Source organism: Neobacillus sp. NPDC093182 (assembly GCF_044754045.1).
The window spans coordinates 41,778-57,750 of the sequence record NZ_JBIVOI010000008.1; the positions used below are offsets into that span (position 1 = coordinate 41,778).

Annotated in this window: 14 protein-coding genes; 3 read left to right on the forward strand and 11 right to left on the reverse strand. The window is 36.7% G+C overall.

Annotated elements, in window-relative coordinates; genetic code table 11:
- Nucleotides 1-11 precede the first annotated feature (11 nt).
- The 5 genes from ACIQAA_RS15375 to ACIQAA_RS15395 all read right to left on the reverse strand — a co-directional run bounded on the left by ACIQAA_RS15375 (nt 12) and on the right by ACIQAA_RS15395 (nt 6,274).
- A complete protein-coding gene (locus ACIQAA_RS15375) occupies nt 12-1,442 on the reverse strand; it encodes an amino acid permease (protein WP_402621113.1) in 1,431 nt (476 codons plus the stop codon).
- A gap of 383 nt (nt 1,443-1,825) precedes the next feature.
- Nucleotides 1,826-2,209: a RidA family protein gene (locus ACIQAA_RS15380; RefSeq protein WP_402621116.1), complete on the reverse strand. Its 384-nt coding sequence runs from the start codon at nt 2,207-2,209 to the stop codon at nt 1,826-1,828.
- A 40-nt stretch (nt 2,210-2,249) separates the two neighbouring features.
- Nucleotides 2,250-3,485, reverse strand: a complete 1,236-nt coding sequence (locus ACIQAA_RS15385) for a MalY/PatB family protein (protein ID WP_402621119.1) — start codon at nt 3,483-3,485, stop codon at nt 2,250-2,252.
- 128 nt (nt 3,486-3,613) lie between these two features.
- On the reverse strand, nt 3,614-5,002 hold the full coding sequence (locus tag ACIQAA_RS15390) for an aminotransferase-like domain-containing protein (protein ID WP_402621122.1): 1,389 nt from the start codon (nt 5,000-5,002) through the stop codon (nt 3,614-3,616).
- Nucleotides 5,003-5,746: 744 nt separating this feature from the next.
- Nucleotides 5,747-6,274: a YceI family protein gene (locus ACIQAA_RS15395; protein WP_402621125.1), complete on the reverse strand. Its 528-nt coding sequence runs from the start codon at nt 6,272-6,274 to the stop codon at nt 5,747-5,749.
- Between the two features lie 422 nt (nt 6,275-6,696).
- On the opposite strand from ACIQAA_RS15395, the gene gltC reads away from it, so the two are divergent.
- Together gltC and ACIQAA_RS15405 are read left to right on the forward strand one after the other, a co-directional pair.
- Nucleotides 6,697-7,608 (forward strand): glutamate biosynthesis transcriptional regulator GltC, encoded by a 912-nt coding sequence (gene gltC / locus ACIQAA_RS15400; protein ID WP_402621127.1) that lies wholly within the window; start codon nt 6,697-6,699, stop codon nt 7,606-7,608.
- A 244-nt stretch (nt 7,609-7,852) separates the two neighbouring features.
- The gene (locus ACIQAA_RS15405) at nt 7,853-8,746 is read left to right on the forward strand and encodes a DMT family transporter (protein ID WP_402621130.1); all 894 of its coding nucleotides are present in this window, start codon (nt 7,853-7,855) and stop codon (nt 8,744-8,746) included.
- Between the two features lie 723 nt (nt 8,747-9,469).
- On the opposite strand, the gene ACIQAA_RS15410 is transcribed toward ACIQAA_RS15405, so the two are convergent.
- From ACIQAA_RS15410 to ACIQAA_RS15425, 4 genes are all read right to left on the reverse strand, one after another.
- Nucleotides 9,470-10,339 carry a 50S ribosomal protein L11 methyltransferase gene (locus tag ACIQAA_RS15410; protein WP_402621133.1) on the reverse strand — a complete coding sequence of 290 codons (870 nt, stop codon included), beginning with the start codon at nt 10,337-10,339 and terminating at the stop codon, nt 9,470-9,472.
- A 310-nt stretch (nt 10,340-10,649) separates the two neighbouring features.
- Nucleotides 10,650-11,702: a proline racemase family protein gene (locus ACIQAA_RS15415; protein WP_402621136.1), complete on the reverse strand. Its 1,053-nt coding sequence runs from the start codon at nt 11,700-11,702 to the stop codon at nt 10,650-10,652.
- 35 nt (nt 11,703-11,737) lie between these two features.
- Nucleotides 11,738-12,706, reverse strand: a complete 969-nt coding sequence (locus ACIQAA_RS15420) for an ornithine cyclodeaminase family protein (RefSeq protein WP_402621139.1) — start codon at nt 12,704-12,706, stop codon at nt 11,738-11,740.
- A 28-nt stretch (nt 12,707-12,734) separates the two neighbouring features.
- Nucleotides 12,735-14,111: an MFS transporter gene (locus tag ACIQAA_RS15425; RefSeq protein ID WP_402621142.1), complete on the reverse strand. Its 1,377-nt coding sequence runs from the start codon at nt 14,109-14,111 to the stop codon at nt 12,735-12,737.
- Between the two features lie 464 nt (nt 14,112-14,575).
- Between ACIQAA_RS15425 and ACIQAA_RS15430 the strand changes: the two genes are divergently transcribed.
- Entirely contained in the window at nt 14,576-14,740 is a 165-nt protein-coding gene (locus tag ACIQAA_RS15430; RefSeq protein WP_402621144.1) for a hypothetical protein, read from the forward strand.
- 368 nt (nt 14,741-15,108) lie between these two features.
- Here ACIQAA_RS15430 and ACIQAA_RS15435 read toward each other — a convergent pair whose 3' ends face one another.
- Both ACIQAA_RS15435 and ACIQAA_RS15440 read right to left on the reverse strand, forming a co-directional pair.
- A complete protein-coding gene (locus ACIQAA_RS15435) occupies nt 15,109-15,318 on the reverse strand; it encodes a hypothetical protein (protein ID WP_402621147.1) in 210 nt (69 codons plus the stop codon).
- Nucleotides 15,319-15,581: 263 nt separating this feature from the next.
- Complete coding sequence (locus ACIQAA_RS15440) at nt 15,582-15,782, reverse strand: hypothetical protein (protein WP_402621150.1); 201 nt, start codon at nt 15,780-15,782, stop codon at nt 15,582-15,584.
- Nucleotides 15,783-15,973: the final 191 nt, after the last annotated feature.

The following is a 15,973-nucleotide window of genomic DNA, read 5'->3' on the forward strand; positions in this document are numbered from 1 at the left end:
TAAGGTAATAATTACGCGCCATAATCTACTTTATTTAATTCACCCTCATTTGTATCCTCTTCTGCAGCATTTTTTGTATAGAACTTATACGCTACGAAAACTAATGCAACCCATACAGCTGATACTATTAAGGACATTCTCATTTCTGGAAGAATCCCCATACATACTATAACCACAGCCATAAAGAACAAACCGAAATAATTGCCGTACGGATAGAAAGGCATTTTGTAAGTAAGTTTGTCCACTTCATTATTTTTAATTTTAATCTTCCTGAACTTTAAATGACTTATTAGAATCGCAGACCAGGCAGAAATTAGACCAAATACAGTAACTGATGCAAACAATGAAAAAACTGAATCAGGAATAAAGTAATTCATTATTACCCCAACTAACATTGATACAAAAACTAGCACTACTGCATTAGATGGTATATTTTTCTTATTAACCTTGCTTAGGAAGCAAGGAGCGTTCTTTGCTAAAGACAAGCTGTAAAAAGAACGGGTATTGGTAAAAATACTAGAGTTTACTGCAGATAATACTGCCGTAATAACTACAAAATTCATAATTGAAGCGGCCGCTGGAATATTCATTTTAGTAAATATTTCTACAAATGGGCTTCCAGACGAACCGACAGTATTCCAAGGATAGATTGTTACCAAAATAAATATAGCCCCAACATAGAAAATCAAAATTCTCCAGAACACAGAATTAACAGCCTTTGGCATAGTTTTCTTTACATCCTTTGCTTCTCCTGCTGCAAGTCCGAGATTTTCAACTCCGCCAAATGCAAAAGCCACCATAACAATGGATAATATAAATCCACTCACTCCCGTTGAGAAAAACCCTCCATGGTTTACGAGATTGCCCAATCCAACCGGATTACCACCATTTCCAATTCCGAAAAATATCATAAAAGCTCCAAATATTATCATAAGAATTATCGCTACAACTTTAACCAAGGAGAACCAGTATTCAGCCTCTCCATAAAACGATACACCAATCATATTAATAATGAACAAAATCAATACCACTATTAAAGCGCTAACCCATATCGGTATATTAGGAAACCAAAACTGTACATATCTTCCAAGCGCATTAAGTTCAGCTGCACTTGTAGCTATTAAAAAGATAAGCGCGTTCCAACCAGTTAGAAACCCAACAAAGCGATGAATGTAACGATTCGAATAGGAAATATATGATCCAGAGACAGGTTCTTCCACAGCCATTTCGCCTAAAGCCCTCATAATAAAGTAGATGGCAATACCTACAAATAAATAGGTAAGTAATACTGCAGGCCCCCCCATATTGATAGCCCAGGAAGAACCATAGAAAAGACCAGTTCCAATTGAGCCTCCTATGGCTATCATTGAGATATGGCGACTTGACAGTCCTCTCTTCAAGTTTTCTTTCTCGTAGGACTGTACGTGTTCTTTTTCACTCATTTCATTTCCCTCCCACTATAGTGGTGATTTAAGATATATTTATAAAAATGCAGCTGTGTTTACCTTACTGGAAATATAACAATCTCGCCCTTAAATTAGTTGCATTCTCACTTCTCCATTTTCACTTTAAATAAATACCCATCAAAGTAAGCACTTACAATTATCAGCGCGCAAGGTACTTTGTTTAAGGAATTTCAATAAAACTAGATTTCTATATATATATTGATGTAATAAATTGGAATATTGACCAGTGAAGGTTGCCTAATAAGTTGATTTATAGATTGCTCTATGCTCGTATCAGGTTATATTCCACTGGTCTGTCATAACGGTCATCTCTTTTACATTGTTTCCAGTACGGGAAAATAGTACTTAATTAATATACTTTAATCTAGATTTCCTGGAAGTACAGCAATAGCTTCTATCTCACATAGGACACCTTTAGGAAGCTCCTTTACCGCTACGCAGCTTCTAGCTGGTTTTGATACAAAATATTTTGAGTATACCTCATTAAAAACCGAAAAGTCTGTCATATCTGCTAGGAAACATGTAGTCTTAAATACATATTCAAATCCACTTCCTGCTTCTGCAAGAATCGCTCCTACATTACGGCAACTTTGTTCCGCCTGGTCCTTAATAGTATTTCCTACCGTTCCATCTTCTGGATTCACTGGAATTTGACCGGATGTATATACCAATCCATTCACTATAAAACCCTGTGAATATGGTCCAATCGCTCCGGGTGCATGTACTGTATCTATTATTTTCATAATCACTTTCCTCCTGTATTGTAATAACTTTATCGATATTTTATTTCACCATTTGGGAAGTATCGGATTTTGCAGTTTCTTCTTGCTTTGAATTGATTGCATTGCAGATTCTTTTCAGACCTTCAGCCAATACAGATCTCGGGCAGGCTAGATTTAACCGAATGTAGCAGTCTGAATTCTGAACAAACATATTCCCCCCCTCTAATAGAACTCCTGCCTCATAGGCAAAAAACGTAGGAAGGTTCTCACTCTTACCGAAGTAAGCACTTACATTTACCCACGCAAGATATGTTGCTTCCGAAATTTCAAAAACGGCTTTTGGCAAATTCTCTGCAAGATAATCTCTGGTAAAAATAAAATTGTCATCCAAATAAACTCTAAGTTCTTCTAACCAAGGTTCTCCCTTTTCATAAGCGGCTTGGGCACCAGCAACACTTAAAGGATTATCAAAATTGTAATGTCTTGAAAGCCAAATTTCTCTTATTTTTTCATCCGGAATAATAACATTCGAAAGCATCAGTCCCGCTGTGTTAAATGTCTTACTCGGAGCCATACAGGTAACCAATTTGTCATACTCTGGAAATACTTTAGCTAACGGAATATGTTTTTTATCCAGCCTTAGAAGATCACAATGAATTTCATCTGAGATAATCCACAAATCGTTTTTTACACATATATCTCCTAATCTTTTAAGCTCTTCTTCAGTCCACACCCGACCTGTAGGATTATGTGGGTTACACAAAATAAAGAGAGTTGTTTTTTCATCAGCTGCTTTCCGTTCAAAATCATCAAAGTCAATGCTATAGCGACCATTATTATTTATAAGGTCTGTGCATACACTCTCACGACGATTAAAATCTGCTGCATATTTAAAATATGCATACGATGGAGTTAAAAAAATTACCTTTTCATCTGGCTTGCAAATATAATCAACCAGTTCATATAAAGCGGGTATAATTCCATTAGACATTACTAGCTGGTTTCTTTCAAAACTCCATCCATATCTTTTCATACACCATTTCACAAAAGCATTATAATAAGAGTCAGAGAATGTACGGGTATACCCAAGTATACTTTTATCCAAACGTTCCTTGATTGCATCAATAATTACCTGTGGTGTAGCAAAATCCATATCTGCAACCCACATTCTGATAAACTCCTCATCTTTGTAAGGAAACGCCATCGAATCATCGGCCCCGAAAATATAGCCGCGGAAACCATCTGTGCTCATTGCATTTGTATTTCTTCTGTCAATAATTTCATCAAAATTGTACATAAGCTTTCACACCCTCTCAATTATTTAATTTCTTTATGTAGTCATCTTAACACGCATAAAAAAAGCCACACAATATAATAATTGTATGGCAAACAAAATGTAATTTGTATGGCGAATAATAAATAATATTAGATAAGATCGTTTAGTAAACGTTTTAGGATAATCAATCCTTGCTCAAGCTCTTCGTGCGTTTCTGGTGCACAGACAGCAACCCTTACAGCACGCTCCGGACAACTATTTCCAACTACAAAACGTTCAGCCGCATAGACTTGTACCCCGTGCTGTGCGGCTAATCTTTCAAATTCAGCACCTGTAATCTTCCCTGGTAAAAGCAACCAACGAAAAATGCCTGTTTCATCACCTAAACACGTATAGTCTGCCAAATATCGATTTACGACTTGGTTTCTGCGAATCGTTTGTTCCCGATGTCCCTCAATTAAGACTTCAAACTGATTCGATACAATTATACGTGCAGTCAATTCTGCTAATAAAGGGGAGACGGATATATTTAAATTATAAAGTGCTTTTGAAATTAGTTCCTTGAATTGACTCGGCACCGCTACATATGCTAGTCGTAACCCCGGTGCTATCGATTTTGATAAACTCGCAATATGGATGACCTGATCTGGTGCAAATGATGCGATTGCTGGGAGTGGATTTTCTTTGTGGAGATGATACGTCGCATCTTCAATAATGAACTGATTATACTTTTTGGCAATGGCTGCAATCTCTTTTCGTTTCTCAACAGACATACAGGAAGCTGTCGGATTATGATAATCTGGGATCAAGTAAATGCCTTTAATATTCTCATTTTTACACACATATTCAAAGGCAGCAGGACTCATTACGTAGTTCTCTGATTTTATCGGTACAATTTGCACACTAAGCATCGCTGCAACCGTTTTTAAGCCCGGATATGTATGATGATCAACACCAATACGATCTCCAGGCTGACAAAGACTCGCAAGTGTAGCAGCTATCGCATTTTGCCCCCCATTTGAAAATAAAATGTGATCAACGGTTGTTTCAAACCCATATCTTAGCATAAGCTTTACAGCGGCGTCCTTTTGCCAAAGGCTTTCGCCTGATCGACCATACCCAAACCATTTTTCATATTCTGCCTCTTGCAGCATACTTTTCAGTTGGAGGAGTAGTGGCTCGTAAGAAGCATTATCAGGTAGTGTTGCACCCATTTCAATTAAATGCTTCGGCTTCGCATCTTCAAGTAAATACGCATTCGATAACGCATCATAGGATACAAAGGTGCCACTTCCAACAGATGAACTTAACAAGCCCTCTAACCCACACACTTTAAACGCTTTTGAAATGGTGCTCAAATTTACATCTAAATAATCGGCCAATTCTCGCTGTGGGGGAAGTTTTGTTCCAGGCAATAAAACTCCGTTTAAAATGTCTTGTTTTAATTGCTCTGCGAGTACTTGATAAATTGGCTTTTTGGTTTTATCAATGGTTGGCTTCCAGCTCATTGGATAGTTTTCAAAAGAATTAACCGGCATGATCCTCACCCTTTTTTAAACAATTATATTATTATATCGTTTTTAAAACTATATAAAACTTTAATATCGAAGAAATATAACCACTGGTACGAGAGTTATATGATAAGAAACATGAAGAAAGAAAAACTTTTAGACCAAACGCAAACTAAATTCATTTAATCTATATAACCCTTGAATAAATCCCTTCATCCATATTCCCCTTTTTAGAGCACTTCTATTGTGAAAACCATTTTATTTATCTTAATATAACAAAAATTAATCAAATAAATAAGTGCCTGATACCATCCAATAATTTCAACAAAATTATTACCATGAAAAATATTCTTTCTCTTTTTGTCCACGTATCATATAACTTCCATGAACGTATCGTCTATCTAACTTCCAACGGACCAAATTTGTTTCAATGATTCTAATAGAGTTTCATAATTTGCCTACGCATGATTCAATAAGCTGAATGGATTCGCATTAGGTATTTGCTTTTAGAAAAAATTTGCGAGGATGAGAAAAGGAGTAGGAAAGTAGTAAATTACTTCATCTAAAGGGGATCTTCGAGAGAGTTACTTTGTCACAGGGGCTTCAAACTTAGATTTTCTTCACCAGTTGCCTGTCAGCTACTGAGCGTCTTGGTACTTACTCAGATTGAACTTTCACTAATTTGCAATTCTGGGCTTGCTGGGCTCGCAAATAAGAAAAACCGGGCAAAAACCGCCCGGTCTATTGTGAATAGATGTCATCCTAAAAAAATTAAGCTGCTGGGTTAACTTCTAATTCCACTTTAATTTTGATGTCTTTCCCTACTAGGACGCCACCTGTTTCAAGAGCCGCGTTCCAAGTAAGACCGAATTCTTCGCGGTTAATTTTTGCTTCTGCTTCAAATCCGTAAACTTCTACGCCCCAAGGATTTGTACCTTTACCATTAAATACAACAGAAAACGTTACTGGTTTCGTTACATCTTTAATTGTTAAATCACCAGTTACGCTATAGTTACCTCCATCTTTTGTAATGCTTGTTGATGTAAATTCAATCATTGGGTTATTCTCTACATTAAAGAAATCTGCAGATCTTAAGTGGTTATCACGATCTTCGTTGCGTGTGTTGATGCTTGCAACGTCCATTTTGAATGCAATGGAAGCAGAAGTTAAATCTGTTAAATCTGCTGCTTCTACATCGGCTGTATAAGATTCAAATTGTCCTTTCACTTTGGATACCATCATGTGCTTTACTTCAAATCCTACGCTTGAGTGTGATTGGTCTACTGTCCATTTTGCCATTTTAAATTCCTCCATTTGGTTTTTTATATTTATCTCGAAGTCGAGATATTTATCCAAAAAAATTGTTTACCCTCTTATTTTTTTGGCAATCAGCTGAAATCCCCAAATTGATTATTATCGTTCAATCAATTATCTCGAATTCAGTTATTTTTAACTCGAGATAAATTTATCATATAATCATTTAAGATGTCAATACTTTACTCTGACAACATTTATTTTAAAAATCCCTGGCACCTAACATGTTTGTAAAGCTATTATTAGATTCTTTAATCGTAAGTGCTCTCGTATGAGGATTGTAAACTTTTTAGTTTGCAGAATTTCTTTTCTAAAATGTGTTTACAATATATAATTTAATAATTAATTGTTCAGAATTTATTGATGAAATTCATGCATGAAACGCATGAACTTGGAGTGGTAAAAACATGGAGACGAGACAAATTCAATATTTCCTAGAGGTAGCAAAAAGAGAGCATGTAACAGAGGCAGCAGATGCCTTGCATATTGCCCAATCTGCCATTAGCAGACAAATTGCCAATTTAGAAAAGGAATTAGGTGTTGAGCTTTTTATACGTGAAGGACGGAGCGTAAAATTAACCCCCCTTGGCAGAATTTTTTATGAACGGATTAAACAAGTGTGGTATTTGATGGAGGATTCCAAGAGAGAAATTAGAGAATATTTAAATCCTGAAAAAGGGACCGTTCGAATTGCCTTTCCAATTAGCATGGCAGCCCATACATTGCCTCACATCATTTATTCTTTTCGGACCCGTTTTCCCGAAGCAAAATTTCAAATGAGCAATGCCCTTTATTACAAATTAATCGATGGTGTTGTAAATGGCCAATTTAATTTGGCGATGATTGCCCCGATGCCAAATTTGGAAAAAGAAAAAAAGATTAAAGGGGACATTTTATTCACAGAAAATATCGTTGCCCTCATCCCTCATCATCATCCCTTATCGGACCGGCCATCCATTCGATTACGGGATTTAATGAATGATCCCTTTTGCGTTCTTCCTGAAGGGTTCGTATTTCGTGAACAAGTGGTTCAAGCCTGTAATGGTGTCGGTTTTTCACCAAATATAGCATTCGAAGGGAAAGATATTGACGCCTTAAAGGGTTTAGTTTCTGCAGGCTTAGGTGTAGCCTTGATGCCTGAGATGACATTGGTCGATAACACACCACGATCTACTGTCGTAATTCCCCTTTCAGATTCGAGACTCACGCGAACAGTCGGTGTAATCTACCCTGCTGAACGTGACTTGCTTCCAACTGAAAAGCTGTTTTATGATTTTCTTATTGATACTTATGAAAGATTGAATGAGTTTAAAAAGTAGAAAAAAATCAATTCGATTTGATTCATCTTCACCAGGATAATTAGATACTATTAATATGTTAATAGAAATAGGAGGATTATTATGCCATTATCAAATATAAATCTTTACATTTGGAAGCCATTTTCAACATCACCGCCACCTCCGTTGACTCCAGCTGCCTCGTCAGCACTAAATAAGCTTATATTAAAAACAGATTAAGAATCTGCGAAATATAAGCTGTTTCGCAGATTCGAAGGAGAAAACGATGAAATCTAAAATACAGTTTATATTATCAATGATCATTTTCGGTACAATTGGTTTAGTTGTTCGATACATTGATCTTACTTCGAGCGAAAGAGCTTTACTAAGCAGTTTCATAGGATGCTTATTTTTATCCTTAATACTCTTCATAATGAAGAAAAAATTATCGTGGAATTTAGTTAAATCGAATGCTTTATTTTTGTTTCTTTCCGGTATCGCTTTGGGTGGAAATTGGATCTTCCTTTATAAATCGTACGACCATACGTCCATTGCCAACGCCACACTAGGTTATTACTTTGCACCTGTCTTTGTGATGATTCTTTCTCCATTTGTCCTTAGGGAACCATTATCTATTAAAAAGATCGGATGTATCGGTGCAGCGATTATAGGCATTTTATTGATTGTAGGAGAAGGCGTCAGTGCATCTAAATCAGAAGATATCCTTGGGCTTTCTTATGGATTAATCGCAGCTGCTTTTTATGCTGCATTATTGTTATTAAATAAATTTATTAAGGAGCTGGGAAAATTAGAGCTGACCATCATTCAGCTTGGAACAACAGCGTTACTTCTAACGCCATATGTTTTCTTTACGGAAGGCTTTGGTATTTTTGAAGTATCCAGTTCTTCCATTCCTTTTATATTCATTTTAGGTGTCATCAATACAGGTATAGGATTTTGGTTATTTTTCTCAGGTATGGAGAAATTAAAAGGACAGAGTATTGCGATGTTAAGCTATGTAGATCCCTTTGTGGCCATACTTATCTCGGCAATTATCCTTCAAGAACAAATGACATTTATTCAAATACTTGGTGGTACATTGCTTTTAGGCTCGACATTTATTAGTGAAATTAAATTTTTCACTTTTTCAAAACCACTAATGAAAACGCCAGTTAAATAACGTATTACGCAGTGGGAAGCATTCGTTTCCCACTGTTTTTTTAGTGGTTATTGTACTAAACTGCCTCATTAGTAAAGTAAAAAATGGTTAGAACAACCGCCTCTTGCTCCTAATAGAAAAGAAATCACACAACAAAAATAATAACTATATTGTCCATCCACATATGGAGGGCATTTTTCATTTACAAAAATATCCATTAATCTAACTTACCCTATAGTCGAATCTTTTCCTTAAAATACAGGTGAGACTCTACCAGGTAATATAGAAAGACACCGATGTTCGTACAGTGTCTTTAATGGTTTTTTTAAAATTCAAGTCAAGTTATTTCTTCTTACTTGGCATTTCATCCATTGATTTGCCCAAAATCAAACTATAAATTTTTTATTAAAGACGCTTGGAGAATAGTTTCCCTCAGTATACCTAGTTGTTTTGACCTTTTCGTTTGAATTTCCTTTATCAGAGCCTTGTAGACTGTTTTTATTTTTCCATTGGTCGTACGTTAACATGCCGGTACTGTCATCGTTTAAATATTTAATATAGTCTTTACCATATATATACATCCAAGGTTCACCTCCATAGTATAGTAACAATGTATGCGCTTTCATAATAAAAAAACACCATAACAAGACATAAAAAAAAGTATCACAATTCCCCGTATTTATATTCCTACAAGGAGTTCTGACACCTGTTTTTTATTAATTAACATTCAATATGTGGCCCTTTTTAAATCACCTTAAAAAGGCATGTTACCCATTCGTTACTTTGTTTCTTTTGCTTCAAGGAGAATCCTGCATTTTTAAATAAAGTCTTTATCCGATGGGAATTCCATTCAAGCATACCTGATGTTATAAATGTAGTGTCCTTGCACTCTAAGAGTCTTTGGGCGTTAAGGATATCGATATTTTCCTGCGTTCCGATATTAAGGAAGATCCAATCATATTTTTTGTTGATTTGATTTTTATTCTTGATTAAATCACTTTGAAACACATTCACCGGCTTTACACGATTTAATTCACACTGATACAGAATTTCTCGTTCGACCGGTTGGATGTCATATGTATCGATCGTACTTGCTCCCTTGAGTGCTGCAGCGACACTTAACACTCCTGAACCGGCTCCGATATCTGCTACACTCGACCCTTTAAAATCATGTTGTAATATGAAGGACAAACAATCTTTTGTGGTTTCATGATAGCCTGTTCCAAAATTCCCTTGAGAGTCTAGTACAATAAGCTTTTCTTTCTTGTAATGATTCCTTCTATCCGGTGTGGTGATGACCCAGCCTTTTTCAAGAAAAATGTCATCAAATGTTTGCTGGTAATTCAGCTCATTTACTTCCTTAACCAGCAGATTGGACTCATCAATGGCTAATAATTCTACTAACTGACGTCGTTCCTTTGCTTCAATATAATCATTTATATAGATATTAAGTTCTGTTGTTTCATTCCTTTTCTCAACAAAGGCGTAGCCGTTGGCATCTGTGACCACATCTAAAGGAACCTCGTAAAAGGTTTGGTAGTAGCCTTTTTGGTATAAACGAGTAATGATTCTCTCGATTTTTTTAGTTGGGAGTCTTACGGTTATTTCATACATTGTTTTTTCTCCTAGCGGTTGGCAGCACCTATCATAACGGATAGCCAACATCGATCATACTTTTTATCATTATCGCCAGTTGAACGGAAATGAAAACGGCTTACATGACAAAAAAGTTAATCATCACAATCCATTGCTTACTCATAATAAAAAGATGGAACCATTACGACTCCATCCTTACATCCTTTAATCTAATAACGACTTGTAAATACTAAAGGCATGATAACTCTTATGTGAAGTATCATGTATATTAGTTGTTACTTTATATGTTTTTAGTTTTTTATTATAAAAAGAAGTAGCTTTAATAATCTTATGCCCAGATATCTCCTATGCTGAATCCATTTGGAAAAGGATCTGTTGGATCTAGGACATACGTGTTAAATCCAGTAATCCACGCCTGTCCGCTAACAGTTGGCACTACAGCTTTATAGTCACCAATTTTGTTCTCCTCCACAAGGCGCCCATTATATACTGTCCCTAAAATCCCTTCGTGTCGGAAATCTTGATTTAATTTCAATTCACCCTTAGCATGCAATGTAGCCATCTTAGCACAAGTTCCAGTCCCGCAAGGACACCTATCCAAAGCACCTGTCCATGTAGAAGGGTCATTCCAGTCAAGCTCTCCAGAAGCAACGTTTACAACATTTTTCCAGTCTGCTTCAGGATTAGAAGATGGCCCAGATAGCTGGGAAATCGTAATTCCGACTCCTGGATAATCTGGATGTTCTACGGGTAATTGCTCCTGAGCTGCCTTCCGTATCATCGATGAAATACGGGCAATTTCATGTCCATGTTCAGGAATTAGTTCAAGTCCTTCAAACTGACGAACATCAGCAATCACATAGAACATCCCTCCCCATCCCACATCCACCTTTACTTTTCCCAAATGAGGTACATCAATTTCTGCATTTATATATGGTGCAAAAGCTGGAACATTCTTAAATGTTACGTTCGTAACTTTACCATTTGAACATTCCGCTTTTACACGAATAAGTCCAGCAGGGGCTTCAAGTGTTAGTTCAGTTACTGGTTCCTTCATGGGCAGCATACCCGTTTCCAAAAGTACTGTAACAACAGCGATGGTATTGCCGCCAGACATAACTGGATATTCAACCTGCTCCATAATAATGTAACCTGCATCCGCCTGTGGATGCTTAGGTGGGACAATTAGGTTACAACAAAGAGGAGGATACCCCCTCGGTTCTCTTAACATAAGCATTCTTAGCTGGTCATCGTTTTCCTGTAGCCAGCGCATCTGCTCATAAACTGTATTTCCAGGTATATGAGGAACTCCTCCAGTAATAACACGCATTGGTTCACCTGAATGAGTATCCACGGCGTGAATCATTCTTTTAAAAGCCATACCTTATCACTCCTATGTTGTTTATCACATATTCATTAAATAGTAACTTTCTGACCGATTCCTGCTTGTTTGGCCTTTTTATAAACGTAATTACCAATAGAGGCATCGAAAAGGGCCATATTTACGGTTTTAAATAAAATAAGACTTCCCTTTCTCGGTGCTTTTGTTTTCCCTGATAACAAATCGGATAAAAGTATAACCTGATGATCTTTAACCCAGCCTTTTTCCAATGGGTCTATAATATCACCGCATTCTATCTTTCCTTGTTCCGAATCAATATAATAATAGTCAGCTAGCTCAAACAAAGTTTGCGGCAATTCTCTCATATTACTTTTGTAAGAACCTACCCCTATAACTAACTTATTTTTATAGAGCTCCGTATCGTCCGGAAGGACTGGAGAGACTGATGTGGTTGCGGTAATAATGATTTCTGAATTTCGAACTAACTCACCTTTATCCGAAACCGGTATAATCTCGGCTTCTTTATTCGAGATACTTCGGAATTTTTGAATAAATGACTCTATTTTTTCCGGAGATCGATTATATAAATAAAATCTTTTTACGGAAGTAGATGATTGAGCTGCAATAAGCTGGTACAATCCCTGCAGTCCAGTTCCTACTAACCCGACTGTTTCAGCATTCTTCATAAGGTGCCGCATAGCAACACCAGAAACGGCAGCTGTTTTTATCGCTGTCAAAATGGTGCCGTTTATTATAGATAATGGATCACCAGTTTCTCTATCATTAATTAACACTAAGCCTTGTGTTACCGGACTATTGGTTTTGTGATTTGATGGAAAGGAAGTGACTACTTTTAGCCCTATGCAATCGTCAACAAAACAAGGCATTATCAGCAAATTATCCTCGCCTTTTACTTCTGAAAAAGTGCGGGCGGGCATTACAAAATCTTTATTCGCATATTTTAAAAACGCCTCTTCAATTACATTTATTGCTTCTTCCATTGATAGGTGATTTTCAACGTCTTTTTCTGAAAGTAATAACAAAATATGCCTCCTTTTTGCAACAAATCATTTAAACTGTCTCTCTCTTAGGACTAGGTTTACTGCTAAATTTAATGCTAGGTTTGTTTAATGTACTTGTCTCTGCCAGAGTCATATTCCTGGTCTCTGGAGCCATCATGAATGAAATGAGAAACCCAACAAAAAATAGGGCTGCACAACAATACATGGTGACCTCAAGCCCGTACTTACTCAAGATGAGAGGAAACAAAAATGTACTCAGTGAGGCACCAATTCGACTCACGCCGGTGCCAAACCCTACAGCTGTTCCTCTAATTTTTGTCGGAAATAATTCATTTGGATAGATCCATTGGTGAATATTCATACTGGTGTTAAAAATACCATAAATGACAAACAGCGTAATGGTCAAGGCAAATGACATCTGCCAGCTTGAAGTTATCCCCAATACAACTAAAACAACCGAGGAGACTAAGAACGGCCAAATTAGCACCGGTCTTCTTCCAATTTTATCTACCAGATAGATTGCCGGCAATAATCCGACTAAATAGAAGAGGCTCATAATCGCCGAACCCAGATACTCCATGTTCCCATCCGCAAATCCAAATTCCCCTAATACTTGAGGGATGTAGGTAGCAATCGCAAAGGCAGGAGCCACTTGAAGCGTCCAGAATAAAGCAATGAAGAGAGTCCATTTTCCATACCCATTTTTAAATATGTCCATAAAAGACGTCTTTTCTTTATATTCGAAGGACTCGGAGAGGATCACACCTTTTCCAAAGATCTTTTGGATAATCGCGTTGGCTTCTTTTACTTTTCCTTTGCTTGCCAGCCAGAGAGGGGATTCTGGCATCTTTAATCGAGCAAACAGAAGAATGATCGCGGGAATGGCACTGCTTGTCAACATCCAACGCCAGCTGTCGTCACCTAAAGCCAGCAGCCAATACCCTACCAAGTAGGACGCACCGTAGCCAACATACCACAGGGCGATTAGTCCACCAAGCAAGACACCCCGCTGCTTACTAGGGGCAAACTCCGCCATATACGTAGCGGAAATCGGATTATCAGCGCCCACCGCGAACCCTAAAATAAAGCGCCAAATAATGAGCTGTGCCGGGTCGGTTACAAAAAACTGGGGAATCGAGGCAAGAACAAATAGGCCTAAATCAAGAAGAAACATCGTCTTTCGTCCAATAATGTCTGTTAGGTAACCCCCGATGATTCCGCCAAAAAACATTCCGACGTACGTAGCCATTGCGATCATACCGACTAAGGTTAAAGACATATCAAACTGGGGCTGTAAAACGGCCAGGGCTACTGCGATAATCCCAATGATGTACCCATCAATAAACGCTCCGCCACCTGTATAAAAAAACATTTGCCAGTGAAATTTACGCAAAGGTATTTCTTCCAATGTACGTACTCTACTCATAATTCCCCTCCATCTCAATATTTAGAATATTAGCAAAATCACACCCATGATAGTCCCATTATTTTTCATATCGTGAAGTTTCCATGGCTAAATAATTTAACAAGCTGCATAATACCCTGCCTGGTATACCCTATGGGATAAGTTGTATTGAAACCGTTTCCATTTTATTTGTTTATAAATCGTTCAAAAAGCTGAATCTGGTTACTCCTACAGAATACAGAAAAACAAAGAAAGCCTTACTGTGAGGAAGTAAAGCTTTCTTTGTCTTTTTTGGTAACATCTCATCTAATTTATGCACTACGTTTTATCCATAATATAAGGAACTGATAAAAATCCGGTATCAATTTTAAAATCATTCCGTTCAATTAATTCTATTAATCTTTTAATCGCCTTTTTCTTGAGTATAATTAACAATTCTATAGGAATAATAGGTAGGTAAAAATTATTGGCAGGAGGCTAACTAAGTGAAGTCAAACGATGGGAAATCAAATAATGAATTAAATAAAGTCGAACAGTTTTTACTTGATAAAACCGACAATGTACAGATTGATAAAAATATCACTTCCGCTAAAGACGGTATTCGGTACGATTACAATGATTCTTCGGATTTTAATGAAGATAATTTCTAATCCTGTTGAACCGCAAATGAAATGCGGTTCTTCATATATAAACAGACAGAACTTAGTATTTCTGTCTGTTTTTTTATGCCTCAATTATTGGTCCCCTAATTTTTGTCAAGCTATTTTTATTTCAAATTCACGAATAGCTGTAACTCCCAGCGAGTTCAGCCAAAGCGTCCGGGTCAAAGAGCAGCAGTGCCCTAATTAGTTGATTTTACAGAGAACATAAGTGCCTTGCTTGTCGAACTTAATCGCTATTCACCATTTACTTCAAAAGCTTTCACAACCGATGAACCTAGCTAATATTTCATCTATAAAATAAACGAAGTGCCAACTTCTCTTTAATAGAAATCGGCACTTCGTTTATTTGCTATACGTTATCGTGTCGCTTTTGGTGGTTGGCACACTTCACATTTACGTTGGTTATTATTTTTAAATTTCGTTAATGTTTTTTCAAAGTTGCTACCACATGCACATTTAAAAAGTAACTTTTGAGAAAAGCCGTGATATTCCGTCGTTAGCAACTTACTCTCAGAATTGTTCTCAACAAATTCTTTTATTTTGCCAATCGTCCATCGTTTATTCATTCGCTTACACCTCCATATTTTATGGCTATGCGGAGGCTTTTTTTGGCATCCGTTCAATTATTAGTAAAAGTAGTACGTACTTATCCTATGTTATTAATTATAACATGCTTGCATCCAATTAAACAGATGGAAAGGTATCTTGTTAAACTAAATCCCCCCCCCCCCCCGTTGGCTTAATAACAAAAAAGGAATATAAACTATGATTGGTTTTGTATCCGAGTGTGTACCTGCAGTAAAAAGCTCCTTTCAGAATAGAAAGGGGCTTACTCTTTCTGTGTAATAAACCATCCTTCAGGTTTTTTTTCTATATGAAAAACATCTTCATTGAATTTTTTTCTCAGTTCTTTGTATTCCTCATTTTCAATTTTAACCTGTGCTACTCTGATTTGCTTTAGTGTAATTTCTGGTTTCTGGATTTCAAAAATCAGATCTTTATAAATAAAAAAAGTCCTTTGACGTTTCATACTCTCCACTTCCTTCCTTTTATATCTTATATTAAAAATTAGTCAAAATTGGATAAAACCCTATAAAATCTTTGTAAATTATTTGTAAAAAAACAAAAACCCATCTCACTCGTCAGGGGCTTAAATATAGTGATTCTAAAATCGTAGAAAAGCCAATCTTCCGCTTTGGAAAATCGGCTTTTTTCTGTTAC